Origin of the sequence: Roseicella frigidaeris (assembly GCF_003258945.1) — a bacterium.
GTDB lineage: Bacteria > Pseudomonadota > Alphaproteobacteria > Acetobacterales > Acetobacteraceae > Paracraurococcus > Paracraurococcus frigidaeris.
Genome location: NZ_QLIX01000025.1, coordinates 44,385 through 70,730, shown reverse-complemented (window position 1 = coordinate 70,730; position 26,346 = coordinate 44,385). Strand labels below are relative to the sequence as shown.

At 74.3% G+C, this 26,346-nt stretch carries 24 protein-coding genes; 2 read left to right on the top strand and 22 right to left on the bottom strand.

The window, feature by feature from the left end; genetic code table 11:
* Positions 1–139: 139 nt before the first annotated feature.
* From DOO78_RS22365 to ltnD, 16 genes are all read right to left on the bottom strand, one after another.
* Positions 140–1,090: an NAD-dependent epimerase/dehydratase family protein gene (locus tag DOO78_RS22365; RefSeq protein ID WP_165839036.1), complete on the bottom strand. Its 951-nt coding sequence runs from the start codon at positions 1,088–1,090 to the stop codon at positions 140–142.
* Entirely contained in the window at positions 1,083–1,610 is a 528-nt protein-coding gene (locus tag DOO78_RS22360; protein WP_111472106.1) for a dTDP-4-dehydrorhamnose 3,5-epimerase family protein, read from the bottom strand. Before DOO78_RS22360 ends, DOO78_RS22365 begins: the two co-directional genes overlap by 8 nt.
* Positions 1,607–2,854, bottom strand: coding sequence for a class I SAM-dependent methyltransferase (locus DOO78_RS22355; RefSeq protein WP_111472105.1), 1,248 nt, complete (start codon positions 2,852–2,854; stop codon positions 1,607–1,609). Before DOO78_RS22355 ends, DOO78_RS22360 begins: the two co-directional genes overlap by 4 nt.
* Complete coding sequence (gene rfbG, locus DOO78_RS22350; RefSeq protein WP_243634735.1) at positions 2,851–3,900, bottom strand: CDP-glucose 4,6-dehydratase; 1,050 nt, start codon at positions 3,898–3,900, stop codon at positions 2,851–2,853. Before rfbG ends, DOO78_RS22355 begins: the two co-directional genes overlap by 4 nt.
* On the bottom strand, positions 3,897–4,667 hold the full coding sequence (rfbF, locus tag DOO78_RS22345) for a glucose-1-phosphate cytidylyltransferase (protein WP_111472103.1): 771 nt from the start codon (positions 4,665–4,667) through the stop codon (positions 3,897–3,899). The genes rfbG and rfbF overlap by 4 nt, the downstream gene beginning before the upstream one ends.
* A complete protein-coding gene (locus tag DOO78_RS22340) occupies positions 4,664–7,036 on the bottom strand; it encodes a tetratricopeptide repeat protein (protein WP_111472102.1) in 2,373 nt (790 codons plus the stop codon). The genes rfbF and DOO78_RS22340 overlap by 4 nt, the downstream gene beginning before the upstream one ends.
* Positions 7,037–7,224: 188 nt before the next feature.
* Positions 7,225–7,962, bottom strand: coding sequence for a glycerophosphodiester phosphodiesterase (locus DOO78_RS22335; RefSeq protein WP_111472101.1), 738 nt, complete (start codon positions 7,960–7,962; stop codon positions 7,225–7,227).
* A 264-nt stretch (positions 7,963–8,226) separates the two neighbouring features.
* Positions 8,227–9,186, bottom strand: a complete 960-nt coding sequence (egtD, locus tag DOO78_RS22325) for an L-histidine N(alpha)-methyltransferase (RefSeq protein WP_111472100.1) — start codon at positions 9,184–9,186, stop codon at positions 8,227–8,229.
* Entirely contained in the window at positions 9,183–10,388 is a 1,206-nt protein-coding gene (gene egtB, locus DOO78_RS22320) for an ergothioneine biosynthesis protein EgtB (RefSeq protein ID WP_111472099.1), read from the bottom strand. Before egtB ends, egtD begins: the two co-directional genes overlap by 4 nt.
* 475 nt (positions 10,389–10,863) lie before the next feature.
* The gene (locus DOO78_RS22315; RefSeq protein ID WP_165839035.1) at positions 10,864–11,154 is read right to left on the bottom strand and encodes an O-linked N-acetylglucosamine transferase family protein; all 291 of its coding nucleotides are present in this window, start codon (positions 11,152–11,154) and stop codon (positions 10,864–10,866) included.
* Positions 11,123–13,174, bottom strand: a complete 2,052-nt coding sequence (locus DOO78_RS22310; RefSeq protein ID WP_165839034.1) for an O-linked N-acetylglucosamine transferase family protein — start codon at positions 13,172–13,174, stop codon at positions 11,123–11,125. Before DOO78_RS22310 ends, DOO78_RS22315 begins: the two co-directional genes overlap by 32 nt.
* A gap of 1 nt (position 13,175) precedes the next feature.
* Positions 13,176–14,594 carry a tetratricopeptide repeat protein gene (locus DOO78_RS22305; RefSeq protein WP_111472096.1) on the bottom strand — a complete coding sequence of 473 codons (1,419 nt, stop codon included), beginning with the start codon at positions 14,592–14,594 and terminating at the stop codon, positions 13,176–13,178.
* Positions 14,591–14,941, bottom strand: coding sequence for a flagellar biosynthesis regulator FlaF (locus DOO78_RS22300; protein WP_111472095.1), 351 nt, complete (start codon positions 14,939–14,941; stop codon positions 14,591–14,593). Before DOO78_RS22300 ends, DOO78_RS22305 begins: the two co-directional genes overlap by 4 nt.
* Positions 14,942–15,170: 229 nt before the next feature.
* Positions 15,171–16,007 carry a flagellin gene (locus DOO78_RS22295; protein WP_111472094.1) on the bottom strand — a complete coding sequence of 279 codons (837 nt, stop codon included), beginning with the start codon at positions 16,005–16,007 and terminating at the stop codon, positions 15,171–15,173.
* A gap of 208 nt (positions 16,008–16,215) precedes the next feature.
* Positions 16,216–16,440, bottom strand: coding sequence for a hypothetical protein (locus DOO78_RS22290; protein WP_111472093.1), 225 nt, complete (start codon positions 16,438–16,440; stop codon positions 16,216–16,218).
* A 120-nt stretch (positions 16,441–16,560) separates the two neighbouring features.
* A complete protein-coding gene (gene ltnD, locus DOO78_RS22285) occupies positions 16,561–17,457 on the bottom strand; it encodes an L-threonate dehydrogenase (RefSeq protein WP_111472092.1) in 897 nt (298 codons plus the stop codon).
* Between the two features lie 228 nt (positions 17,458–17,685).
* On the opposite strand from ltnD, the gene DOO78_RS22280 reads away from it, so the two are divergent.
* Positions 17,686–19,017, top strand: a complete 1,332-nt coding sequence (locus tag DOO78_RS22280) for an NAD(P)H-dependent oxidoreductase (RefSeq protein ID WP_111472091.1) — start codon at positions 17,686–17,688, stop codon at positions 19,015–19,017.
* A gap of 18 nt (positions 19,018–19,035) precedes the next feature.
* Here the strand turns inward: DOO78_RS22280 and DOO78_RS22275 are convergent, their stop codons facing one another.
* The 5 genes from DOO78_RS22275 to DOO78_RS22255 all read right to left on the bottom strand — a co-directional run bounded on the left by DOO78_RS22275 (position 19,036) and on the right by DOO78_RS22255 (position 24,657).
* A complete protein-coding gene (locus tag DOO78_RS22275; protein WP_111472090.1) occupies positions 19,036–20,313 on the bottom strand; it encodes an MmgE/PrpD family protein in 1,278 nt (425 codons plus the stop codon).
* 54 nt (positions 20,314–20,367) lie between these two features.
* Positions 20,368–22,227: a bifunctional sugar phosphate isomerase/epimerase/4-hydroxyphenylpyruvate dioxygenase family protein gene (locus DOO78_RS22270; protein ID WP_111472089.1), complete on the bottom strand. Its 1,860-nt coding sequence runs from the start codon at positions 22,225–22,227 to the stop codon at positions 20,368–20,370.
* A gap of 49 nt (positions 22,228–22,276) precedes the next feature.
* Positions 22,277–22,798 (bottom strand): protocatechuate 3,4-dioxygenase subunit alpha, encoded by a 522-nt coding sequence (gene pcaG, locus DOO78_RS22265; RefSeq protein WP_111472088.1) that lies wholly within the window; start codon positions 22,796–22,798, stop codon positions 22,277–22,279.
* Positions 22,798–23,511 (bottom strand): protocatechuate 3,4-dioxygenase subunit beta, encoded by a 714-nt coding sequence (pcaH, locus tag DOO78_RS22260; protein ID WP_111472087.1) that lies wholly within the window; start codon positions 23,509–23,511, stop codon positions 22,798–22,800. Before pcaH ends, pcaG begins: the two co-directional genes overlap by 1 nt.
* Before the next feature lie 168 nt (positions 23,512–23,679).
* Positions 23,680–24,657 carry a Bug family tripartite tricarboxylate transporter substrate binding protein gene (locus DOO78_RS22255; RefSeq protein WP_111472086.1) on the bottom strand — a complete coding sequence of 326 codons (978 nt, stop codon included), beginning with the start codon at positions 24,655–24,657 and terminating at the stop codon, positions 23,680–23,682.
* Between the two features lie 107 nt (positions 24,658–24,764).
* On the opposite strand from DOO78_RS22255, the gene DOO78_RS22250 reads away from it, so the two are divergent.
* A complete protein-coding gene (locus tag DOO78_RS22250) occupies positions 24,765–25,643 on the top strand; it encodes a shikimate dehydrogenase (protein ID WP_111472085.1) in 879 nt (292 codons plus the stop codon).
* Between the two features lie 10 nt (positions 25,644–25,653).
* On the opposite strand, the gene DOO78_RS22245 is transcribed toward DOO78_RS22250, so the two are convergent.
* On the bottom strand, positions 25,654–26,304 hold the full coding sequence (locus DOO78_RS22245) for a TetR/AcrR family transcriptional regulator (RefSeq protein WP_111472084.1): 651 nt from the start codon (positions 26,302–26,304) through the stop codon (positions 25,654–25,656).
* Between the last annotated feature and the right edge of the window lie 42 nt (positions 26,305–26,346).

Below are 26,346 nucleotides of genomic sequence, written 5' to 3'. Positions count from 1 at the left end.
CGCGACAACAAACCCTACGCCCCAGCCTAAAACACCACATTCACACAAAAGACAGTTGCTTGGCTTCGCCGCATGTGCGGCGGCGCCCGTTCGGGCGCTCGGCCGGCGGGCCGCAGGTCGGGACTGCGCGCACCCGCTCTCAGCCGGCCACGGGCGCCTCGTCGGCGACCAGGCGCGCCAGGTCGCGCGCCAGGCAGGGCCGTTCGGTCCAGCCGACCTCGCGGCGCAGCCGGCCCACGGCCGCGACCATCGCGGGCGGCTCGCCGGGCCGGTCCGGCAGGGCGCCGAGGCGGAGCAGCTCCGGCCGCCCGGCGAGCCGCCCCAGCCGCTCGACCAGCGCCCGGATCGTCACCGGCGCCCCGGAGGCGACATTGACCGGCCCCGTCACCGGGCTCGCCGCCAGCGCCGCCAGCGCCGCCAGGGCACGGCCGATCGCCGCCGTGTCGGTGAAGTCCCGCACCGGCCGGCCGGAGCCGATCTCCACCGGCTCGCCGCGGCGCAGCGCCCGGAGCACCGAGGGCACGAGCCGCGCCGCCGCCTCGCCGGCGCCGAAGAGGTGGAACAGCCGCGCCCAGGCCACCGAGACCCCCTGCCGCTCGCCGAGCGCCGCCCAGCCCGCCGCCAGGGCCGCCTTGGCCTGGCCGTAGGGCGTCGCCGGGACGAGCCGCCGCGTCTCGGCCCAGGGGGAGACCCCCTCCCCGTCCCAGTCATACTCGGCGCAACTGCCGAGGCCGAGCAGGCGCCGGCCGCCCTGCGCCACGAATTGCTCGCCGAGCGCGAGGGACAGGCGAAGCCAGTCGGCATTCTCGGGCGCCGTCCAGAAGCGGCCCGGCGTCACCTCCCAGGCGGCGTGGAGCAGCAGGCCGGGCCGGATGTCGCGCAGCAGGGCACGCACCATGCCCTCGTCGCGCAGATCGACGGCATGCCAATGCGCCGCGCCCGCATCCACGCCCGCATCCACGCCCGGGCCCAGGCCCGCGCCCGGCCGCCGCGCCACCGCATGCAGCTCGAAGCCGCGGGCCGCCAGCGGCCCGAGCAATTGCCGCCCGACGAAGCCCGAGGCGCCGGTCAGCAGCAGCCGCTCAGCCATGGTCCGGCCAGGCGGCATCGCGCGCCGAGATCACCGCCGGCGCGGCCGGCCAGGCGATGCTGATGCCCGGATCGTCCCAGCGCAGGCCGCGGGCGGCCTCCGGCGCATGCGGCGCGTCGATCAGGTATTCCAGCCAGCACGCCTCGCCCAGGGTGAGGAAGCCATGCGCGCAGCCCTGCGGGATGAAGACGGCATTGTGCTCCGCCGCCGACAGCGTGATGCCATACCAGCGCCGGTAGGTCGGCGATGCGGGCCGCAGGTCGATAACGACGTCGAAGGCCGCGCCGCGCAGGCAGCGCACCAGCTTGCGCTCCGCCGCCGGCGCGGCCTGCCAGTGCATGCCGCGCAGCGTGTGCCGCGCCCGGTTCTCCGAGATGCTGGCCTGCACCGGGCGGAAGTCGATCCCGGCCGCGGCGAACTCCGCCTCGCACCAGCTCCGCAGGAAGCGGCCGCGCATATCCACGGCCGGCTCCGCCAGGACTTCCAGCACGCCCGGCAACGGCGTCGCCTGAAACTTCACGCCGCCCGGTCCCGCACCGCGAGATGCGGCACGGCGATGGCGAAGCGGCCGCGATAGCCGGCCTCGCGCAGCTGCCGGGCGATCTCCGCCTCGATGTTCCAGGGCAGGATCAGGATCTCGTCGGGCCGCTGCGCCAGCATGGCCTCGGGCGCGACCACCGGGATGCGGCTGCCGGGCAGCAGCCGGCCCTGCTTCTCCGGGCTGCGGTCGGCCACCGCCAGGATCTGCGCCGCCGTCACCCCCGCTGCGTTCAGCAGCGTGTTGCCCTTGGCCGCGGCGCCATAGGCGCAGACCCGCCGCCCCGCCGCGGCGGCCTCGGCCAGCCAGGCCCGCAGCCCCTCCAGCACCGCCTGCACGCGCGGCATGAAGCCGGCATAGAAACCCTCGCCGCCCAGGCCGCGCGCCGCCTCCTCCGCCCGCACCGCGCCCAGCCCGGCCGTGGCCTCGCGCCGGGCGGCGGTGGCGAGCACGCGCAGCGAGCCGCCATGCGTCGGCAGCCGCTCGACATCGAAGACGCGCAAGCCGTGCCACGCCAGCGCCGCCTCCATGGCGAGCAGCGACCAGTAGGCGTAGTGCTCGTGATAGATGGTGTCGAACTGCACGCCATCGACCAGCGCCACCAGGTGCGGCGCCTCGATGGAGACGGTGCCGGCGGGCCCGGCCAGCAGCGCCAGGCCGCCGATGAAGTCGTCGAGATCCGGCACATGCGCCAGCACGTTGTTGGCGATGACGAGATCGGCCGGCCGGCCGCGCGCCGCCAGCAGGTCGCGCGCCGCCGCGCGGCCGAAGAAGCGCGCCTCGGTCGGCACGCCGGCGGCGCGGGCCATGGCGGCGACATTCGCGGCCGGCTCGATGCCGAGGCAGGGGATGCCGGCGGCCACGAAATTGCGCAGCAGATAGCCGTCGTTGCTGGCGACCTCGACCACGAAGCTGGCCGGCCCGAGGCCGAGCCGCACCGTCATCGCCGCGCAGAACCGCGCGGCATGCGCCAGCCAGGTCGAGGACATGGAGGAGAGATAGGCGTAGTCGGCGAAGATGCCCTCGGCATCGACCACGGTGTCGAGCTGCACCAGCCGGCAGGCGCTGCAGACCACGGCGCGCAGCGGGAAGACCGGCTCGGCCAGGCCGGCCTGCTCCGGCCGGATATAGGCATTGGCGACCGGCTGGCTGCCGAGGTCGCAGAAGACCGGCCCCAGCCTGCCGCCGCAGGCCCGGCAGGCGGCGACGCGGCGCGCGCCGCTCATGCCAGCACCAGCCGGTCGATGGCGCCGAAGGCCTGCGCCTGCAGGTCGTCCCCGGCAGCCCAGGCCGCGTACCAGCGCGCGGTCTCGGCGATCGCCGCCGGCGTCGCCAGGCGCGGCCGCCAGCCGAGGGCGGCCGCCGCGAGGCGGGAATCGAGGCCGAGACGCGGCGCTTCCGGCATGGGCGATCCCCTGTCCTGTTCCCACGGCACGGGCGCGCCGGTGGCCTCGCCCCAGATCCCGATCAGGTCGCGCACCCGCACCTCGCCATCCTCGGGGCCGAAATTCACCGCCATGGGCGCATCCCCCGTCGCCACCCGCTCGGCGAGCAGCAGATAGCCCCGCAGCACGTCCAGCACGTGCTGGAAGGGCCGCGTCGCCTCCGGCCGCCGCAGCCGCAGCGCCGCCCCGGCCTGCCGCGCCCGCACCAGGTCGGGGACCAGGCGCTCGGCGCCGAAATCGCCGCCGCCGATGACGTTGCCCGCGCGCGCCGTGGCGATCGGCGGCAGCGCCGCGCCGAAGGAGGCGCGCCAGGCGGCGACCGCGATCTCCGCCGCGGCCTTGGAGGCGCTGTAGGGATCGGCGCCGCCGAGCGGGTCCGCCTCGCGGAAGGCGCGGCCGCTGCCGTCGTTGCGGTACACCTTGTCCGAGGTGACGACGAGGGCCGCGGCCAGGCCCGGCAGGTCGCGCAGCGCCTCGAGCAGATGGATCGTGCCGGTCAGGTTCACGGCGAAGGTCGCGGCCGGCTCGCGGTGGCCGCGGCCGACGAAGGCCTGCGCCGCCAGGTGCAGCACGATCTCCGGCCGCGCCGCCCGCAGCAGCGCCCGCAGCGTGGCGCCGTCGCGGAGATCGGCCCGGTGGTCGGCGGCGAGCAGCGGCGCCGCGCGCAGCAGCTCGAAGGCGTTGGGCCCGGGCTCGGGCGCCAGGGCGAGGCCGGTGACGCTGGCGCCGAGCCGGCGCAGCAGCAGGGTGAGCCAGGCCCCCTTGAAGCCGGTATGGCCGGTGACGAGGACGCGGCGGTCGCGCCAGAAATCGGCGGCGGGGATCACCAGCACCTCCAGGGCGCCCGGCCCTCGGCCCAGAGCCGCTCGAGCTGGGTGCGGTCGCGCAGCGTGTCCATCGCCTGCCAGAAGCCCGGATGGTCATAGGCCATCAGCTCGCCCTCGCCGGCCAGGGATTGCAGCGGCTCCTCCTCGAAGACCGTGGCATCGCCCTCGATGCGGTCGAGCACCCGGGGCGAGAGGACGAAGAAGCCGCCATTGATCGCCCCGCCATCGCCGGGCGGCTTCTCGAGGAAGGCCCGCACCGCGGCGCCGTCGCGCGCCAGTGCGCCGAAGCGCCCCGGCGGCGTCACCGCGGTGACGGTGGCCAGCCGGCCATGCGCGGCGTGGAAGCGGATCAGCGCGCCGATATCGATATCGGCCAGGCCATCGCCATAGGTCATGCAGAAGGCCGGCGCGTCGACCACATAGGGGGCGATGCGGCGCAGCCGGCCGCCGGTCATGCTGTCCTCGCCGGTATCGACCAGGGCGATGCGCCAGGGCTCGGCGCAGGGGCGCAGCACCTCGACCCGCCCGGCCGCCAGGTCGATCGAGAGATCCGAGGCGTGTAGCCGGTAGTTCAGGAAGTATTCCTTGATCTGCCAGCCCTTGTAGCCGAGGCAGATGACGAAGTCGGTGACGCCGTGCGCGGCGTAGATCTTCATGATGTGCCAGAGGATCGGCCAGCCGCCGATCTCGACCATCGGCTTCGGCCGCAGCGTCGTCTCCTCCGAGAGGCGGGTGCCGCGGCCGCCGGCGAGGATCACCGCCTTCATGCCCGCGCCACCTCCTCGGCCTTGGCGTAGAAGGCCCGCACGAAGCGGTCCGGCTGGCCGAGCGGGTGGCGCCGGATCATCGCCCGCAGCCCCTGGCGCAGCAGGCGCCGGCGCGGCCGGTCGGCGGCCAGCGCCGCGGCCGTCGCCACGTAGGCCTCGGGGCTGAACACGGCGAGGTCGCCGAGGCCGGCATTGCTGAGGTTGGAATAGCTGAGCCGCTCCGGGAAGCCCGGCCCGACCAGGGAGACGCAGGGCACGCCCATCCAGAGGGTCTCGCAGGTGGTGGTGCCGCCGACATGCGGCAGGCTGTCGAGGGCGATGTCGATGGCGTTGTAATGCGGCAGGTGCTGGCCGCGCAGGCCGACATAGGCGAGGCGGTCGGGATCGACGTCGCGGGCGGCGAAGGCGGCGCGGATATTGGCGACGAAGGCCGGGGTGCGGGCCTCCGGCCGGACGAGGAGGAAGCGCGAGCCCGGCACCGCCCGCAGCACCGCCGCCCAGGCATCGAGGCAGGCGCGGGTGAATTTGTAGGGGTTGTTCATGGTGCCGAAGGTGAGGCAGCCCTGCCGCTCCTCCGGCAGCCCCTCCGCGATCGGCACCTCGCGGAAGCCGAGCGGGCTGAGCGCCACCCAGCTCTCCGGCAGCTCGAAGGGGCGCTCGATCAGCAGCCGCGGATCGGCGGGCCGCAGATAGGGATCGACCAAGATGTGGTCGATCGCCTCCAGCCCGGCGGAATGCGGGTAGCCCAGCCAGCTCGCGCCGATCCGCGCCGGGCGGTAGGCCATGACGTCGAGCCGGTTCATCGCCGTGCTGCCGCCGAGCTCGAAGAGGATGTCGAGCCCGTCCTCGGCGATGCCGGCCGCGATCTCCGCCGAGGGCCGGCGCGGCCACCAGCGGAAGGCGGTGACCTGGCCCTCGATATGGGCCTGTACCGGGTCGCGCTCGCGTTCGAAGAAGGAGTAGCAGAAGACCTCGACCCGCTCGCGGTCGAAGCGCTCCAGCAGCGGCATGGCGAAATAGGTCACCGGATGGTCGCGCAGGTCGCTCGACATGAAGCCGATGCGCAGCCGCCGCCCGGTGGCGAGGGCGGGCGTCGCCGGCCGGGCGACGGGCGCGATCCTGGCCGCCAGCCGCCGGCCCCAGTCGCGGTGCCAGCCGAGGAGGCGCCGGCGGTCCTCCAGGGTCTCGACCCGGCCGAGCTCGTAGTGCAGCGCCGCGATCTCGCCCTCCGCCACCCAGCGCGGCGCCAGGTCCTCGAGCCGGCCGCAGGCATCGAGGCGGTCATGGTCGAGGCAGCGGAGGAAGATGCTGCGCAGCGACCGGACCTGCGCCCCGAGCCGGCCCGGCGCCGCCTGCAGCAGCCGGCAGGCGAGCTCGTAGCCCTCCTGCAGGTTCTGCGCCTCGTCGCCGTGGCGGCTGCGCGACAGGTTCTCGATGAGCGCCGCCAGCAGCCGCGCCGATTGCGGCTGCGCCGCGAGGCCGCGCCGCAGGGCCTCGTTGCCCGCCTGCAGATCGCCCTCGCCATGCAGCCGGGCCAGCAGCAGCACGCCCTCGACATCGCCGGGACTGGCGGCGAGGGCCCGCTCGACCAGCACCCGCGCCTCGTCGCGCCGGCCGAGGCGATAGGCGATGCGGGCCTCGAGGACCGCCAGCGGCACGCTCTCCGGCCGCAGCGCGCGGGCCCGGGCCAGGGCGGCCATGGCCCGCTCCGTCTCGCCGAGCTCGAGGAGCGAGCCGATCAGGTCGGTCAACGTGTCGAGGTCGTCGGCGCCGCAGGCGATGGCGCGCTCGAAGCTCGCCACCGCCGCGGCGGGATCGCCGCCGAGGCGAAGCGCCCGGCCGAGCAGCCGGTGCAGCAGGCCGTTGCGCGGCTCGATGCGGAGGCCGGCGCGATAGGCCGCGGCAGCCTCGGCGAAGCGGCCGCACTGGTCGTGCAGGTTGCCGAGATTCTGGCAGGGCGAGACGGAGCGCGGATCGAGGCGGTGCGCCGCCTCGAAGGCCGCCCGTGCCTCGGGCAGCTGCCCGCCGCGCCGCAGCATCACGCCGAGCAGGTTGGCGAGGACCGCATCCTTCGGCCGCTTCGCCCGCGCCGCCCGGGCGACGCCGATGGCGGCCTCGGCCTCGCCCGCCTCGCTCAGCGCCATGGCCAGCGGCAGGGCGAGGGCCAGGGGCGAGGCCCCGGCGGCGATCGCCTGGCGGAAGGCAGCGGCAGCCTCGGCGGGACGGCCCGCAGTGCCGCAGAGCCGGCCGAGCTGCGCCCAGGCCTCGGCATCGGCCGGCGCCTCGATGACCCGGCGCCGAAGCTCGGCTTCCGACAGGACTGCGGCAGGTCCGCTGCGGCCGGGCGCCGGTCTGTGGGCAAGTCTCATGCGCGGGTTTCGCTCTCCGGCCCGAGGCGCATGCCAGCGACGCGCCAGGGGCGTGCCGTGCCGGATGCGTGACGTGGTTCGCAGCCTTGCCGGTGAATGACGATGCTTACCGGGAGCCTAACCGCAGGGCGTATTATTGTGGCCGGGCACCGACCCGGGGCGGGCGGGGCGATCCGGCGCGGCGGCCTTCAGCGCCCGCGGAGGGCCAGGGCCAGTGGCGGGTCGTCGGTGGTGATGGTGTCGAGGCCGAGCCCGATCGCCCGGCGGATCGTCGCCGCGTGGTTCACCCCCCAGGCCCCGATCCCGAGCCCGGCCTCCCGGATGCCCGCCACCGCCACCGCATCGAGCTCCTCGACGGGCAGCCCGATCTCCTCGGCGCCGCAGCCGCGGGCGAGCGCGAGGGCGCCCGGCACGCCCATGCCGCGCCAGGACCGCGCCTCCAGCAGCAGCGCCCGCCGCCGCAGCCCGCCGGCCGCCGCAAAGGCCGCCACCGTGCTCGGCTGGAAGCTCATGGCCACGCAGCGCCCGCGCATCGCCGCCGCATCCAGGACGGCGAGGCAGGCCGGGACGATGCCGGGATAGGGCCGCCCCTCGGCATCCGCCTTCACCTCCAGCCGCAGGATGCGCCCCGCCCGGGAGGTCAGGGCCACGGCCTCGGCCAGGGTGGGTGGCGCCTCGCCCCCGGTTCCCTTCACGCGCAGGCGCCGCAGCGCGGCCAGGGGCTGCGCCCGCAGCGGGCCGGTGGCGTCGGTCATGCGGTCGAGCGTCGCGTCATGCATGACCACCACCGCGTCGTCGGCCGAGAGATGCACGTCGATCTCGAGCTGCTCGGCCGGCAGGGCAAGCACCTGGCGGAAGGCGAGCAGGCTGTTCTCGGGCCAGAGGAAGGCGCCACCGCGATGGCTGGCGATCTCGGTGCGGGTCATGGGCGGCAGGCTACCGCCGAATGCGCCCCGGCACGAAGGCCGCCGATGGCCGGCCTGGCGCCCAGGCCCGAGGCAAGCTCCCCGCGGCGCGGCCGACCGGCCGGCTGCGCCCGCTCGCGGTGACGACCGCGGCGCGCCCCGAGGCGCTGCCGGCCGTCCCCGCCCTGGCCGATGTGGTGCCGGGCGGCGCGGCGCGTTCGTGGTACGGCGTCATCAGCCCAGGCCGCGCTCCCCCGGGGCTGGCGCCCGGGGGAGCGCATCAGGTCACCGGGCGTGCAGCAGCCAGACCGAGAAGAGGCGTGCCGGATCGGTCCACATCCGCTCGGCCTGCCACCCCGCCGCCGCCGCCAGCGCCCGCAGCCGCTCGGGCCGGTATTTGTGGCTGCTCTCGGTGTGGATGGTCTCGCCCTCGGCGAAGCGGAAAACGCGCCCCGCCAGCCGCACCTGCTGCGGCCGCAGCGCCACCAGATGCATCTCGACCCGCTCCAGCGCCGGGTTCCAGACCGCGCGGTGGCGGAACCCGGCGGGATCGAAATCCGCCCCCGCCTCGCGGTTCAGCCGATGCAGGAGGTTGAGGTCGAAGGCCGCCGTCACGCCGGCCGCATCGTCATAGGCGGCTTCGAGGACCGCGGCCTCCTTCACCAGATCGGCGCCGAGCAGCAGGCGCGCCCCGGCCCCGAGCGTGGTGCGCGCCCGGCGCAGGAAGGCGGCGGCCTCCGTCGGCTCGAAATTGCCGATCGTCGAGCCCGGGAAGAAGCCAAGGCGCGGCGCCGGGCCGAGCCGGCGCGGCAGCGCGAAGGCCTGGGTGAAGTCCGCGACCACGGGCAGGACCGGCAGGCCCGGCCGCGCCTCGGCGACGCGCGCGGCCGCCGCCTCCAGCCATTCCGGCGCGATGTCGACCGGCACATAGGCGGCCGGCACCTGCAGGCCGCGCACCAGCAGCGCGCCCTTCGCGCCATCCCCCGGGCCGAACTCCACCACCGCGGCGCCGGGCCCGACGGCCTCGGCGATGGCGCCGGCCTGCTCGGTCAGGATCCGGGTCTCGGTCCGCGTCGGGTAGTATTCGGGCAGGCGGGTGATGGCTTCGAAGAGGCGGGCGCCCTCGGCGTCGTAGAGCCATTTGCAGGGCAGGGTCTTGCGCGGGGCGGAAAGGCCCGCGAGGGCATCGGCAATGAGGGCGGCCCGCTGCGCCTCCGCCGCGTCGCGCTGCAGCGCGCCGCTCATGCCGCATCCTCCGCCAGGCGCAGGGCGCTGAACTGCCAGCGCGCCCCGGGCGGGAAGAAGTTCCGGTAGCTCGGCCGGGCATGGCCAGGCGGCGTGGCGAGCGAGCCGCCGCGCAGGACCATCTGGTTGATCATGAACTTGCCGTTGTACTCGCCGACCGCGCCCTCCCAGGGGCGGAAGCCGGGATAGGGAAGATAGGCGCTGTTGGTCCATTGCCAGCCGATGCCGGCGGCATCGCGGAAGCCGGGCAGCGCCGCCGCCACCTCCCATTCCATCTCGGTCGGCAGCCGCTTGCCGGCCCAGCGGGCGAAGGCCTCGGCCTCGTACCAGGAGATGTGCCGAACCGGCGCGGCCCGCTCCAGGGGCCGCAATCCGCCGGGCGTGAATTGCATCCAGCCATCCTCCCGGCGGTGCCAGTGCATCGGCGCCTCCCAGCCCTCGGCGGCGCAGGCGGCCCAGCCATCGCTCATCCAGAGCATCGGGCTGCGGTAGCCGCCATCCGCCATGAAGGCGAGCCAGTCGGCATTGCTGACCAGCCGGTCCGCGATGCGGCAGCCGGTGATCCAGGTGCGGTGCCGCGGCGTCTCGTTGTCGAAGGCGAAGCCGGAGCCGCCATGGCCGATCTCGGCGACCCCCTCCGGCAGGTCGAGGAACCGCGCCGGACCGGTCGCCGCGCGCGGCTCCTGCCAGTCCGGATCGTAGGCGGGCAACAGCGGGTTCTGCGACAGGGCGTGCAGGATATCGGTCAGCAGCAACTCCTGGTGCTGCTCCTCGTGCTGCAGGCCGAGCTCCACCAGGGGACGCGCCTCGGGCGGCAGATCGCGCAGCAGCTCCGCCATGGCCGCGTCGACATGCGCCCGATAGGCGGTGACCGCCTCCGCCGGGGGGCGGGTCAGCATGCCGCGCTGCGGCCGCGCATGCCGCGGCCCGGCAGCCTCGTAATAGGAGTTGAAGAGGAACCCGAAGCGCTCATCGAAGCGCCGATAGCCGGCGAGGTTCGGGATCAGCAGGAAGGTCTCGAAGAACCAGGTGGTGTGGGCGCGGTGCCATTTCGCCGGGCTGGCATCGGGCATCGACTGGATACACTGGTCCTCGGCCGAGAGCGGCGCCGCCAAGGCCTCGGTCCTCGCCCTGACCGCGGCATAGCGCGCTTCGATCGGGGCGGTGCTGCCCGCGGGCCCACGGGTCTGAATCAGATTCATGCGCGCTCCTGGTGTTTCCGTCCCTGACAGTCGAGCGGCAGGATCGCATGGCGCCGTGCCCCGCCTGCGGTGATCACCCCGGGGCCACCCTTGTCGCGATCCTGCCGCGTGAGGCCTTCCAGGGGCAACCGTGCCAGAGTCCTGGCCCGGACGGGCCGCCGATGCAGGACCGTTTCCGCGATGGAGGCGTGACGCCCGGCCAGGAGGAAAAGCCTTGCGCCGGGAATGGTTCCGGCTCCTGCGGCGCTCCGCCGGTGTCCTCCGACAATTCGTGACCGCCCGGGCCGCGGCGGGCAGCACGGCCACAGCCGCGGTTGCAGGGATGCCGCAGGGAACAAGCATCGCGTGCATTCCTGCTGGACCAACCGATGCTCGGCCCGAAGACGACAGATGGCCACGCCAGGGCAGGCCCGGACCCTGCCTGCGTCCGAGCCCTGCCCACGATGGTCCCGGAATCCCGGACGACCGCAGCGGATCAACCCGCCGCGTCGGACCGGCACCAGTCGCGCCAGGCATCGCGCAGCGCGGCGGCGAGCGCCCGGCCGAAGCGTGGCGCATCGGTCAGCGGCGAGGCCGCGACACGCGCCCGCAGGCCCGCCCGCAGCGCCGACAGGCCCGGCAGGTCGCGTGCCCGCGCGAGGGCGAGCGCGACATACTCCGCTTCAGACCGCGCCACCCAATCCGCGAGCCCGACATTCGAGAGATGGCTCACCGCGTGCCGGGCACAGAAACTGTCACCGGCGAGCGCCACCACCGGCACCCCCATCCAGAGCGCCTCGCAGACCGTGAGGCCGCCGGCATAGGGATAAGGGATCGAGCGCGATATCCACCTCGCCATAGGCGGCGAGCAGCCTCTGATGCGGCACGCCGCCGGCGAGCGTCACGCGCTCCACCGGCAGGCCCGCCACCACCATGCGCGCGCGCAGCCGCTCGCGCGTCGCCGGCTCGGCCAGGGCATGGGTGCGCAGCACGAGCTGCGCCTCCGGCAACGCCCCCAGGATGCGGCCCCAGGCCTGCAGCACGCGCGGCGTGACCTTGGCGAGGTTGTTGAAGCAGCCGAAGGTGACATGGCCACGCGCCATCGCCGGCAGCGGTGCGACGGGTGGCGCCACGGCAGGCGGCAGATAGCAGACATAGCCATCCGGCAGGCGCAGCAGCCGCTCGGCGTAGAAGCGCTCGAAGCCGGGCGGCGTCTCCCAGGCATCCGTCAGCATCCAGTCGATGCCGTCGAGGCCCATGCTGCCATTCTGCATGCCAACCCATTTGACCTGCACCGGCGCCGGCCGCCGCTGCAGCACGCCGGGCCGGCCGCCATCCCCGTAGCCGCCGAGATCGAGCAGCAGGTCGATGCCGTCCTCGACCATCTGCGCGGCGATGGCCGCGTCCTCGAGCGCCCCGACCTCGCGCCAGAGGGTGGCGCGGGCGCGGAAGCGGCTGGCCAGGGCATCCTGGCGCGGCTTCAGGCTGTAGGCCACCAGCTCGAACCCGGTCTCCGGCAGCGCCTCCAGCCCGGCCAGGGTCAGCCAGCCGACGGGGTGCCGGCCGAGCCCGCCGGAGAGCAGGCCGATGCGCAGCCGCCGCTCCGGATCGCGCGGCCGCGCGGGCGGTGCCGCGGCAGGGCCGAGCCGCGCGGCGACCGCGCGGCCGGACTCGAGCAGCGCCGCGGCATGGCCATGCTCCGGATGATAGGGCTGCACCGCCATGCGGGTGATCAGCGCCTCCACGCCGCCGGCGGGATGCGCGACGGCCTGCTCGGCCGCGGCCAGCGCCGCCTGCTGCTCGCCGAGGGCATTCAGCGCCAGGGCCTGGTTCAGCAGCAGGATGGGCTGCGGACCGAAGGCGCGGATCGCCTCCTCCAGCACCTCCAGCATCGCCGAGACCCGGTGCGACGTCCACAGCACCGTCGCCAGGCGGTTGCGGAGATCGAGCTCGCCCGGATGCGCGGCGATGGCGGCGCGCAGCAGCGGCTCGGCCTCCGCGTCGCGGCCGGCCTCGGCGAGGGTGGCGCCGAGCGCCGCCTGCAGCTCGGTCGTCTCCGGCGCCAGGGCGAGGGCGGCGCGCAGCTCGGCGAGCGCGGCGCCCGGCCGGCCGGCGAGCGCGTGCAGCTCGGCCGCGGCGATCGCCCAGCCGGCGGCCTCGGGCTCGGCCATGGCGCGGGCGGCGATGCCGGCCTGCGCCGCCGCCATCCCATCGCGGCGCAGCCAGGCGCGGGCGAGCAGCCGGGCCGCGGCGAGATGCGCCGGGCGCCGTGCCAGCACCCGGGAGGCCGCATCGAGCGCCGCCCCCGGCTCGTCCCTCGCCAGGGCGAGCCGGGCGGCGACGACGTCGAGCTCAGGCTCGGCCGGATCGATCATCCGGGCGCGCGCGATCAGGGCCGAGGCAGCCTCCAGCCGGCCCGCCCCCTCCTCCAGCATGGCCAGGGCGGCCAGGGCCGGGACGTGGCCGGGATCGCTGGCGAGCGCCGCGAGCAAGAGGCGGGCGGCGCGATCCGCCTCGCCGCGCAGCCCGGCCAGGGTGGCGAGGCGGAACGGCGGCTCGGGATGCCCGGGCAGCATCGCCGCGGCCCGCGCCAGCGGCGCCTCCGCCTCCTCCAGCCTGCCGAGCTGCATCAGGGCGAGACCGAGGTTGAGCAGGGCGAGGCCGCCTCCCTCCCCCGCCGCGGCCGCCTGTCGCAGCAGCGGCAGGGCCGCCGCCGCGTCGCCGCCCGCCAGCAGGGCCAGGCCGGCGCGCCAGGCGCCCTGCTCCGTGGCCGCGGCCTCGTCCGTCGCGCAATCGGTCGCCGGCATCTCAGTGCACCAGCGCCTCGGCCGCGACCAGCAGGCCGGGCACGGTGGCCTCGCCATCGCGGCGCAGCGCCTCGGGCCGGCATTCCAGCAGCCGCAGCCCGGCCGCGGCCGCGGCTGCGGCCACGTAGTCCGGCGCGTGCCGGTAGCGGCCTTCCGGCCCGAGCCGCCACGCCTCGCCCGGCCCGGCGCATTCGAGGCTGAAGAGCAGCAGGCCGCCCGGCGCCAGCCGCTCCCGGCACAGGGTGAGCGGCGCTTCCAGCAGGCCGAAGTAGCAGAAGACATCGGCCGCGGTGACCAGGGCATAGGCGCCCTCGTCCCGGCGCAGCGCCTCGGTGAGGTCGGCCGGCCGCAACTCGGCATAGAGACCCTTGGCGGCGGCCTGGTCCAGCATGCGGCGGGAGAGATCGACGCCGACCAGCGGCGCGCGCAGCAGATCCGACAGCGCCACGCCGACGAGGCCGGTGCCGCAGCCGAGATCGAGCACCGGGCCCAGCCCCTCGGTCATCGCCTGCGGCCGCAGCCGTTCCACCGCCCGCCGGATCAGGCCGGGGACGCGGTAGCCGAGGCTGAGGAGGGCGGGTTCGAAATGCGCGGCATAGCCGTCGAAGAGGGCCGTCACATAGCCCTCCGGGGCGCGGCCGGTCGCGGTGCCGGCCGCGGCCGCCGCGAGATGGGCGATATAGGGATCGTCCGGCGCCAGCCGGGCGGCGGCCGCGAAATGCGGGCCGGCCTCCTCCAGGCGGCCGAGGTTGACCAGGGCATGCGCGAGGACGCTGTGCACCGCGCCATCGACGATGCCGCGCGCCAGGGCGGCACGGGCGAGGTCGGCCGCCGCTCCGGCATCGCCGGCGAGCAGCGCCGCCTGGGCCCGCAGCGCCGCGACGCCCGGCGTCCAGGGGGATGCGGCTTCGCAATGCGTGAAGAGCTCGCTCGCCGCCTCGTACCGGCCGGCGCGCAGGAAGGCCTGGCCGAGCCGAAGCTGCAGCGTGGCGTTGCCGGGTTCGGCGCGCCAGGCCTCGCCGAGGAACCAGATGGCCTCGTCATGCCGGCCTGCCTCGAGCAGGGCGGAGGCCAGCAGCAGCCGGGCCGGCCGGTCCCCCGGCTTCGCCATCACCGCGGCGGCGGCATCGTCGACGGCGCCGGCTTGGTCGCCACGGGCCAGCCGGATGCGGGCGCGCAGACCGCGCATGGCGGCGTCCGCGCACTCCTCGAGGGCGGCATCGGCCGCCGTCTCGGCCTCCTCGAGGCGGCGCAGCAGCAGCATCGCCTCCGCCCGCAGCGCCGCCGTGCCGGGCACGCCGAGATGCAGGAGGCGATCGAGCATCGGCAGGGCCTCCTCGGCCCGGCCGTCACGGAGGAGGAGGCGCGCCTGCTCGGCGAGGCGCGCGGCGACCGGCGCGGCCATGGCGACGGCGCTCATTGCCAGAGACCGGCGGCGAAGAGGTCGTTCATCTCGGCCACGAAGTCGAGATCGGGCGAGGCCGCGTCGCACTCGCGCAGCACGGCGATCGCCACCCCGGCGATCTGGGCGCGGAGCGGCGGGGGCAGCGCGTTGGTCGGATCCAGCACGGCGCTACGCACGGCCTCCCAGAGCCGGCGGTTGTCGGCGATGGCGCGGGCCCTCGGCAGCGGCTCGGCGATGTCGGCGGCGCGGATGGCACGGTTGGCGCGGACGAAGACCTCGGCCTCCATCTGCTTGGCCGTCAACCGGCGGCGATAGGCGGCGGCGGCATTGGGCCGGCTGGGCGCGGGAAATTCCTGGGTCATGGCAGCATTCCTTGCTGGAGTGCCGCTCGGGCGATGCCGCGACGGCGGGACGAGGGAGCGTCGGCCGGCATCCTGCCGGCATGGCCGTGGCCCGCGCGCGGAGCGGGGCGGACGACGCCTGGATGTGTTGGAGCGTGATCGCCTGAGAGGGACGCAGCGAAGGCGCGACTCACGCGACCAAACACCGCGCTAGACCATGGTCCGCGAACCGGGGTGAGCGGATCGTGGTCTAGCGGAACAGGCTGAGCAGCGACTGCGGCGCCGAGTTGGCGATGCTGAGCGCCTGGGTGCCGAGCTGCTGGCGGATCTGCAGCGATTGCAGCTTGGCGGATTCCTTGGCGAGGTCGGCATCGACCAGGGCGCCGAGGCCGCTTTCCTGCGCGTCCATCTTCGCCTTGTTGTAGGTGATCTGGCTGTCGATATAGTTGGAGTAGCTGCCGAAATTGTTGAGCTGCGTGAGCGTGTTGCTGATCGCCTGCGTCAGCGCGCCGCCGTTGGTGACCGCCGCGGCGGCGGATTCGGCGGACCAGGAATTGGCGCCGGCGATGTTGTTGTAGATGTTGGTCAGCGCGGCATAGGCGCTGAAGGTGTAGTTGTCGCCGGCGCCGTTGCGCACGACGGTCCTGGTCAGGGTGGCGTTGCTCGGGGTCAGGATGTTCTGCCCGTTGTAGTTCGCATCCTGGATGAAGGACTTGATGTTGCTGGTCAGCTCCTTCACCTGGCTCTGGTACTGGGCCTTCTGGTCGCTGGTGATGGTGCCGTCGGCGAGCTTGACGACGATGGTCTTCAGCGTCTTCAGCGTGTCGGAGACGTTGTTGAGGCTCGCATTGGTGACGTCGAGCAGGCCTTTGACGCCGCCGAGCTGCTCATTGGCGGATTGCGTCGCGGCGATCTCGCCCCGCACCCGCTCGGCCACCGCATAGGCCGCGCCGTCATCCTTGGCGTCGGAGACGCGGTAGCCGGTCGAGATGCGCTTCTGGGTCGCGGTCAGCTCATCGGCCGTTCGGTTGAGCGACTGCAGCGCGATCATCGCGCCTGTATTGGTATTCACCGAGTTCAAGGGCATGCGGGTTTTCCCCTTCCGTTGCCGAGCCCCGGTTCGTCCGGGACCACGGCCGCAATCTCGCCGGACCGGGGTGAAGCCGCGGTTAAAGGCGCCCGCAAAACCGCGTCGCGCCCTGCGCGCAGGCCGTGGCGACGCTTGCGCGGCCAGACGGGCGATCGGCCGGGGTCAGGTGCCCGGAGGGCGGCGCGTCAGGACGGCCCCCTCTCCGTCAGAGCCGCTCGAGCCAGAGGGCGAACTCGGCCAGGCTCCAGAAGGCCAGCAGGCTGACGATGCCAACGAGGCTCGCCTCCTGCACCGGGCCGAGGCGGTGCCAGGCGCCGCGCATCGCCGGCGTCGCCAGGCGGACCTGCTCGCGCCATGACGCCGGTGCCGCGCGGGCCGGCCGGGGACAGGGTGGGATGGCGAAGCCATCGAGGAGGGCCTGGGTCTGCATGGCCCGATTGGAACAAAGCGCGAACTCATAGGCAAGCGGGAAAGTTCACCCTTCGTTCACGACTTGCTACCGGCCTGGGGTGCCCCCCGCCGGGCCGTCCCACCGGCCGGGGCGCCGCCCTCAGCCCTCCTTCGGCAGCCTTATGCCGGTCAGCGCCTGGTAGGCGCGAATGACGAAGGCATCGTCCTTGCCGCCATGCCCCTGGGCCCGCGCCGCCACGAAGAGCTGGTGCGCCTGCGCCGCCAGCGGCGTCGGGAAGGCGACGTCGCGCGCCAGGTCGCCGACCAGGCCGAGATCCTTGACGAAGATGTCGACCGCCGAGCGCGGCGTCTCGTCGCCCTCCAGCACATGCGGCATGCGGTTCTCGAACATCCAGGAATTGCCGGCCGCGCCGGTGACGATCTCGAAGAGCCGCTGCGGGTCGAGTCCCGCCTTGATGCCGAGCGCCATGGCCTCGGCGGCGACCGCGATATGCACGCCGGCGAGGAGCTGGTGCACCACCTTCATGGTCGCGCCGAGGCCCGGCGCCTCGCCCAGGTGCCAGACCTTCTTGGCGATGGCGGCCAGCAGCGGCGCCGCCTTCGCCATGGCCGCGGCGCTGCCGGAGGCCATCACCGTCATCTGCCCCGCCCGGGCGCCGGCCGCGCCGCCCGAGACCGGGGCATCGACATAGAGCAGCCCGCGCGCCTCCGCCTCGGCGGCGAGGCGGCGGGCATCCTCCGGCGCCAGGGTGCAGGAATTGACGATCACCGCCCCTGGGGCAAGGCGCGGCGCCGCGCCCTCCGGGCCGAACAGCGCCGCCGCCGCCTGCGCCGCATTGACCACGAGCAGCAGCACCGCCTCAGTGCCCTCGGGCAGATCGGCGGCGCGGCCGACCGCGCTGCCGCCGGCCGCGACGAACTCCGCCTGTGCCGCGGGGCGCGGATCGCAGCCCGCGACCTCCAGCCCCGGCGCCCGCAGCAGGTTCAGCGCCGCGCCCATCCCCATGCTGCCCAGCCCGATCACCGCGACGCGCATGCCATCCTCCCCCAAGCCGTGCCGCACGCTCCGGCCTGGCCGGCCGCAGGTCAAGGCGGGCCGGCTGCGAGCGTTCCGCCGGGCGACGATCCGTTCTAGGCTCGGGCGCAGGCGGCCCGCGGGGCGCGCCGCAACGATACGGGCCGCCGCCTCCGGCGCCCCCTCCCCGCCCGCCGACGGGCGCGGGGCATGGGGACCGGCCAGAGGGAGCCATCGGGGGAAACGAGAATGAATCTGCACAGGATGCTCCAGGCGCGCGAGGCGGCCGGCAAGCCCGTGACGGTCGGCGTGATCGGCGCCGGCAAATTCGGCTCCATGTTCCTCGCCGCGGCGCAGCGCACCCCGGGGATGCATGTCGTCGGCATCGCCGACCTGGCCCTGCCGCGGGCCCGCGACGCCCTCGCCCGCATCGGCTGGCCGGAGGCCAAATACGCCGCGCCGAATCTCGATGCCGCGCATCGCAGCGGCGCCACGGCGCTGACCGAGGATGCGATGGCGCTGATGGGCGATCCGCGCATCGAGGTCATCGTCGAATGCACGGGCCATCCGGCCGCCGGCATCCGCCACGCGCTGGCCGCGATCGAGCACGGCAAGCACATCGTCATGGTCAATGTCGAGGCGGATGTGCTGGCCGGGCCGCTGCTCGCCGAGCGCGCCCGCGCCGCCGGCACGGTCTATTCCATGGCCTATGGCGACCAGCCCTCGCTGGTCTGCGAGATCGTGGACACGCTGCGGGCCGAGGGCTTCACGGTCGTCGCAGCCGGCAAGGGCACGAAATACCTCCCCGAATACCATGCCAGCACGCCCGCCACGGTCTGGGGGCATTACGGGCTGAGCGAGGAGCAGGCGCGGCTCGGCGGCATGAACCCGCAGATGTTCAACTCCTTCCTCGACGGCACGAAGTCCGGCATCGAGATGGCGGCGATCGCCAATGCCACCGGCCTCGAGCCGCCGGAGGACGGGCTCGCCTTCCCGCCCTGCGGCACGCAGGACCTGCCGCGGGTCTTCGCCGGCAGCCGCGGCCGGGTGGAGGTGATCTCCTCGCTCGAGCGCGACGGAAGGCCGGTGGTGGGCGATCTCCGCTGGGGCGTCTATGCGGTGTTCGAGGGCGAGACCGACTACATCCGCCGCTGCTTCGCGGAATACGGCGTCGCCACCGACCCCTCCGGCCGTTACGCGGCGCTGTGGCGGCCCTATCACTTCATCGGGCTGGAGCTCGGCATCTCCGTCGCCTCGGCGGCGCTGCGGCGCGAGCCCACCGGCTGCTCCGATGCCTGGCGGGGCGATGTGGCGGCGACGGCCAAGCGCGACCTCGCGGCCGGCGAGGTGCTGGATGGCGAGGGCGGCGCCATGGTCTGGGGCAAATGCATCCCGGCGCAGCGCTCCCTCGCCCTCGGCGCGCTGCCGATCGGCCTCGCCCATGGCGTGCCGCTGAAGCGCGCGGTGAAGGCGGGCGGCATCGTCACCGCCGCCGATGTGGCGCTCGACGAGAGCAGCGAGGCGGTGCGCATCCGCCGCGCCATGGAGCAGGCGGCGCGGCCGGCCAAAGCCGCGGAGTAGCCGGCCGGCGCCGCCGGTTCAGGGCCGGAAGGCGGCGAAGAGCGCGGCGGCGCGCGGCAGGCGGTCCGGCTGCCGCGCCATCTCCCAGAGCTCGCGCCAGCGGGGGCCGAAGCCCGGCTCGGCGCAGCGGCGGAACTTCGCCTGCAGCACCGCCTCCGGATGCGGCCGGTCGGGATCGCCCGCGGTGCCGATCACCTCGCGTCGCCGCACCGTGCCATCGGCGAGCCGCAGCGCCAGCCGGCAGACCCGCTCCGCCGGCTGGCGCGCCGTCAGCGCCGGGTCGTGCCGCACCGCCACCCGGGCGGCCAGGGCCCGGATCGCCGGATCGGCGATGGCCTCGGGCGCGAAATCGCCGATCCAGGCATCGCCGCGCAGCAGCCGCGTCGCCACCGCGAAGGGGATGGAGAAGCGGCCGGCGATCGGCGCCGCCGGCGCCCGCTCGTCGAGCAACGAGGCGGAGTGGAAGGTCTCGACCTCGATCGCCGTCACCGCCTCGGGCGCGACCGGCGCCTCGGCCAGCAGCGCCTCGATCGCCTCCAGCGCGCCCTGGGTCTCGCGGCAACAGGCCTGCCGCTTCAGGAAGCTCTCCAGGATGAACCAGCGCGAGGCGCCGGCGGCATAGGCGGCCTCGTCCCAGGCCTCGCCGATCACCTGGCCGAAGACCACCGGGATGCCCCCGGGCTCGCCGGTGAGGCCGGCCTCGGCCAGGTCGACCGCCAGCAGCCCGTTCTGCGCCGCCGCCCCGGCATAGACGTTGCGCACCGAGCCGCCGCGCAGCGAGGCGGTGGCGCTGGTGGCGAGGCCGAGGCTGGCGGCGAGGTCGAGCGCCCGCTGCGTCCTCGCCGCGTCATGGCCGCGCAGGCTGGCGACCGCGGCGGCGGCGCCAATGACGCCCCAGGTGCCATGCGGATGCGCCGCCGGCCGCAGCCGCATGGCATGGCCCACCCGCGAACCCGCCTCGTAGCCGCGGATGCAGGCGGTCAGCAGCGCCTCGCCGCTGGCATCGCGCGCCGCCGCCTCGGCCAGGGCCGGGGCGATGGCATGGATCGCCGGATGACCGCCGGCCGGGTAGTTGCCCTCATCCAGCTCGACGGCGGTGCCGGCGAGGCCGGTGAGGAAGGCGGCCATGGGCGGCGGCGCCGCGGCCGCCGCGCCGAGCAGCGGCACGCCGCCGGTCGCATGCCGGGCGGTGATGGCCCGCAGCTCCGGCTCGCGGTGCCCGGCCAGGATGGCGCCGAGCGTATCGGCGAGGATCAGGCCCGCATGGTCGCGGACCGGCTGAGGGATCGGCTGCATGGCGCGAGGCTCGCCGCTCGGCCGGCGGCCGGCAAGACCCGTCCCTGCGCCGCCTCAGCCCCGATGCCGCGACTGCGCCGCCATGCGCACCGCGGCATTCGGCGCGCCATACTGGTCGTAGCCGCCGCGGCGTTCGACCACCTCGAAGAAGAAGCGATCCTGGAAGGTCCGGCTATAGGCGTGCAGGAAGGCGCCGGACTGGCCATCCTGGTCGTAGAGCAGGTGCCCCCGGCGCAGCGCGGACAGCGCCGCATCGTCCAGCCCGAAGCGGGCCTCGAGGTCGTCGTAGTAATTCTCGGGGATGTCGAGCAGCGGAGCCGCCGGCATGGCGGCGACCAGCGCCGCGGCATCCGGCGTGGCGAAGGCGATGTGGTGCACGCCCGCCCCGGCATAGGCCGAGACGAAGCGCCCAGTCGTGGTCTGTCGGCTCTCCGAGACGTTCAGCGGCAGGCGGAGGCTGCGGTTCGGCGCCGCGAGGGTGCGGCTGCGGACGATGCCGAAGGGATCGGGCAGTTCCAGCAAGGGCTCCGGCTGCAGGCCGAAGACGCTGCGATAGAAGAGCACGAAGCCATCCAAATGGGTGGGGGCGAGCGCCTGCACCACATGGTCGATGCCGGTCAGGGGCGGCACCGCCGGCGCCTCCGGCCGCAGCGCGAAATCATCCGCCCAGATCTCCGCGCCGGGGCGCAGCAGGTAGATCAGCGTGCCATCCGGCGCCCGGATGGCCGGGATGCGCTGCTCGCCCTCCCCCACCGGCTCCTGCCAGGCGGGGCTGAGCAGCGCCTGGGCGCGGGCCAGGGCCCGGGCCGGGTCATCCACCCGCAGCGCCATGGCGCAGACCGCCGGGCCGAACATCTCGAACCGCTCGGCGGCGGCGCTGTCCGGCTCGCTGTTCAGCACCAGGTTGACGCCCCCCTGGCGCTGCAGCTCCACCGCCTTCGACCGGTGCCGGCCGGCGCAATGGAAGCCGAGGGTGCCGAGGAACTCGCCCAGCGCGGCGCGGGCCGGCTCGTCCACCGCGAATTCGACGAATTCGATGCCATCCAGCATCGGTGCGGCCGGCAGCGGCGCAGCCGGCACGGTGGCCGGCGGCGCCTCGGCCTGGATCACATCGTCCAGCCAGATCAGGCTGCGCAGCCCGTCGCGGGCGATGCGGCGCACCGGCGCGGCGCGGAACTCGTCGTTGAAGATCTCGAGCGAAACCGGCCCGCGATAGCCGGCGCGCAGCACGTCGCGCAGGAACTCCGCGACCGGCAGCTCGCCCTGACCGGGGAAGAGCCGGAAATGCCGGCTCCAGGACAGCACGTCCAGGGCGAGCTTCGGCGCATCGGCCAATTGCAGGAAGAAGAGTTTCTCGGCCGGCACCGCCTCCAGCCCCGCCAGGCTGTCGCCGCGCGCGAGGGTGTGGAAGCTGTCGAGCACCAGGCCGAGCGCCGGGTGGTCGGCCGCGCGCACGATCTCCCAGGCCTGCCGCCAGAGACTGACCTGCCGGCCCCAGGCGAGCGCCTCGTAGCCGACGCGCAACCCGCGCCGGGCGGCGCGCCCGGCCATCTCGCGCAGATCGGCCGCGGCGCGCTCCGGCTCCGGCAGGGTGGCGGGCTGGGTGTTGCTGCAGACGAGCAGCAACTCGGCGCCGAGCTGCTGCATGGTGTCGAATTTCCGCTCCGCCCGGTCGAGGTTGCGGCGCCGGAGGGGCTCCGGCATCGCCTCGAAATCGCGGAAGGGCTGGTAGAGGGCGATCGAGAGTCCGAGGTCGCGGCAGAGGCGGCCGACCTCCGCTGGCGAGCCGTCATAGGTCAGCAGGTCGTTCTCGAAGATCTCGACGCCGTCGAAGCCGATGGCGGCGGCGGCCTCCAGCTTGTCCGGCAGGGCGCCGCTCAGGCAGACAGTGGCGATCGATTTCGGCAGCGGCATCCCTGGCTCTCCGCGTCTTGCCTGGCGACGGCCTGCCGCCCGGCCGGAATCACACCTCGAGGAAGACCGTCTCGCCCTCGCCCTGCAGCCGGATGTCGAGCGTCCAGCCCCCCGGCCCGGCGGGGCGGGCGATCAGGGTCGCGCGCTCGGCCGGATCGGCGATGGCCGAGAGCAGCGGGTCGGTCTCGTTCAGCGCCTCGCCCTCGAAGTAGAGCCGGGTGCGCAGCGCCGTCATCAGCCCGCGCGCCAGCAGCACCACCGAGAGATGTGGCGCCTGGGTCTGGTTGCCGAGGCCCGGCTCGGCCTGCGGCTTCAGGGTGGTGAAGCGGAAGCGCCCCTCGGCATCGGTCGCGGCGCGGCCATAGCCGGGGAAATGCCCGTCCGCCGGCGGGCTCGACTGCCAGATCTCGACCGCGGCATCGCTGACCGGCGCGCCCTCGCCATCGGTGACGCGGCCGGTGACGGTGATGCGCTCGCCTTCGGCGCCGAAGCGCGTCAGGTCGGCCCATTCCGCATGCTCGATCAGGTGCCAGTAGGGGCCGATGGTCTGGCTGGCGGTGGCGGCGGGCATCACTGCGTCTCCCCATCCTCGAAGGGCGTCGCGCCGCGGCCGCGCAGCACGATGTCGAAGCGGTAGCCGAGCGCCCATTCCGGCTCGGTGATGTCGAGGTCGAAGCGGCTCACCAGCCGCTCCCGCGCCGCGGCGTCCGGGACGGCGTGATAGATGGGGTCGAGCGCCAACAGCGGATCGCCGGGAAAGTACATCTGGGTGATCAGCCGCTGCGCGAAGCCGCTGCCGAAGAGCGAGAAATGGATGTGCACCGGCCGCCAGGCATTGTGGTGGTTGCGCCAGGGATAGGCGCCCGGCTTGATGCTGACGAAGCGGTAGTGTCCCTCGGCATCGGTGAAGATGCGGCCCTCGCCGGGGAAATTCGGATCGGCCGGCGCGTCATGCGTGTCGCGCGGATGCGCGTAGCGGCCCGCGGCATTGGCCTGCCAGACCTCGATCATGGTGTTCGGCACCGGCCGCCCGTCCTCGTCGGTGACGCGGCCGGCGACGATGATCCGCTCGCCGAGCGGCGCCGCCTGCCCCTGCCGGGTCATGTCGGCGATCTCGGGGAAGAGCGCCGGGGTGAAGGCCGGGCCGGTGGTCTCGCTGACCGTCTGCGGCAGGCGGCGCAGCGGCCGCGTCGGATGCCGCAGGCGGGTGCTGCCATAGGCCGCATGGTCGAGGGGCGGCTGGGTGCCGGCCTGGAAGGGCCGGAAGGGCACGGGGTCCGACATGCGTGGTCTCCTCCTTCTCTAAGGCGCGGTTGCGCCGGGCTTCTCTGCGGCGCGGCTGCGCCGGGCTTCTCCGCGGCACGGGGGCGCCGGGCGGGCGCCTCCCCGACCTCCATCCCCCCTGCCGCCTTAACGCAGTGCGGCCCGAAACGCGGCCTGCCGGGCCGCCGCCTATTCGAGCGTGATGCCGCGCGAGCGGATCACCTCGCCCCATTTCGCGCTCTCCGCCGCCAGTTGCTCCGGCCAGGCCTCGGGCGTGCCGATATCGGGGAAGATCGAGCCGTTGCGCAGCTTCTCCACCACCTCCGGCTGCCGCAGGGCCGTGGCCTTGGCGGCGGCAAGCTGCCGGATGATCGGCGCCGGCGTGCCGGCGGGGGCGAGCAGGGCGAAATCCGAGGAGCATTCGTAGCCCGGATAGCCGCTCTCGGCGATGGTCGGGATCGCCGGCGCCAGCGGGTTGCGCTGCGGCGAGGAGACGCCGAGCGCCGTGACCTGCTGCGTGGCGATCAGCGGCAACGCCGTCACCGCATCGACGAAGGCCATCTCGACCTCGCCGGCGATCAGCGCCTGCACGGCCGGGGCGCCGCCGCGATAGGTGACGTTCTGCACCTCGATCCCGGCCGAGCGGAGGAAGAGCTCCGTCGCCAGATGGGCCGAGGAGCCGGCGCCGGAGGAGGCGTAGGAGAGCTTGCCCGGCTGCTTCTTGGCCAGCGCGACGAGCGCCCCGATATCGCGGAGGCCGAGCTTCGGGGTGACGCAGAGGAAGATGGGCGTGGTGGCGACCCGGCCGATGCCGGCGAAGGCCTTCTCGTCGTCATAGCCGCGCTGCGGGAAGAGGTGCCGCGCCATGGCATAGGTCGAGTTCACGCCGAGCAGCAGGGTGTAGCCATCCGGCCGGGCCCGGGCGACCGAGGCATGGCCGATGGTGCCGCTGGCGCCGGGGCGGTTGTCCACCACCACATTGCCGGGCAGCGCCGCCGACATGCCCTGGGCGAGGACGCGGGCGACGAAATCCGTCGAGCCGCCGGGCGCCCAGGCGACGACGAGGGTGACGGGCCGGCTGCCGGGATAGTCCTCGGCCCCGGCGGGGCGTGCGGCGAGGCCGAGCAGGGCGGCTGCGGCGCCGAACTGGCGACGGGTGATGCTCATGACGTCCTCCTGTCCTCCCTCGCCGACCGGTCCGGCCGGCAGGTGCGTTGACGTGTACGTACCAGATAGTACATAAAGCCCGCAAGCCTGAATCCGGAGCCGAACGCATGTCCTCCCCCGCCCCGTCCGCCGCGCCGCGCCCGCTGCTGCTGGGGCTGATCGGCAGCGGCATCCAGCTCTCCCGCACCCCGGCCATGCACATGCGCGAGGCGGCGGCGCAGGGCATCGGCTGCGTCTACCGCCTGATCGACCTCACCACACTCGGCCTCGATGCCGCGGCGCTGCCGGAGCTGCTGACGGCGGCCGAGCGGATGGGGTTCGACGGGCTCAACATCACGCATCCCTGCAAGCAGGCGGTGATCCCCCTGCTCTCGGGCCTCTCGGCGGAAGCGGCGGCGCTTGGTGCGGTGAACACGGTCGTGCTGCGCGACGGCGCGCGGATCGGCCACAACACGGATTGCAGCGGCTTCGCCGAGGGCTTCCGGCACCTGCTGCCGGATGTGCCGCTCGACCGGGCGGTGCAGCTCGGCGCCGGCGGGGCCGGCACGGCGGTGGCGGAAGCGGCGATGCGGCTCGGCATCGGCCGCCTCACCCTGTTCGACATCGACCGCGGCCGCGCCGAGGCGGCGGCGGCGACGCTCTGCGACCGGCATGGCACGGGGCGGGCGGTGGCCGGCACCGACCTCGCCGCCGCCATGGCCGAGGCGGATGGGCTGATCCATGCGACGCCGACCGGCACCGCGGCGCATCCCGGCCTGCCGCTCGATCCCGCGCTGCTGCAGCCGCGGCACTGGGTGAGCGAGATCGTCTACTTCCCGCTGGAGACGCCGCTGCTGCGGGTGGCGCGGGCGAAGGGCTGCCGCACCGCGCATGGCGGCGGCATGGCGGTGTTCCAGGCGGTGCACGCCTTCCGCCTCTTCTCGGGGCGCGAGCCCGATGCGGCGCGCATGCAGGCGCATTTCGCCGCGATGGTCGCCGGCGGCTGAAGGGCCAGTATCACCCCTCCGGCCGCAGCCAGGCGAGCACCGCCTCGGTGATCATGCGCCGATGCGCCGCGACATGGGCGGGGGCGGTGAGGTCGCGGCCGAAGATGCGTTGCAGCGTGTGCCGGTTCGAGATCCGGTAGAAGCAGAAGCCGCTGATCAGCATGTGCAGGTCGACGGCATCGATGCGGGGCCGGAAGACGCCCTCCCGCTCGCCGCGGTCGAGCAGGTCGCGCAGGGTGCGGATGACGGTGTCGTTGCGGTCGGCCACCAGGGGCGCGTGCTCCAGATGGCGGGCGTTGTGGATGTTCTCCACCGCCACCATGCGGACGAATTCCGGATGCGCGGCATGATAGTCGAAGGTGATCTCCACCAACCGCCGCATGCCCGCGACCGGGTCGAGGCTGCCGAGGTCGAGCGCCTGCTCGGCATCGCGGATGCCGCCATACATCTCCTCGAGGACGGCGGCGTAGAGCCCCTCCTTGCTGCCGAAATAGTAGTAGATCATGCGCTTGGTGGTGGCGGTCCGGGCGGCGATCTCGTCCACCCGGGCGCCGGAGAGGCCCTTCTCGGCGAATTCGGTGAGCGCGGCGTCGAGGATGCTGCGGCGCGTCTGGTCGGGGTCGCGCTGCCGCGGGCGCGGCGGGAGGGCGGTATCCGGCATGGTTATGAACCTTCTGGTTAGTCCATAACCTGCCACGGGGCT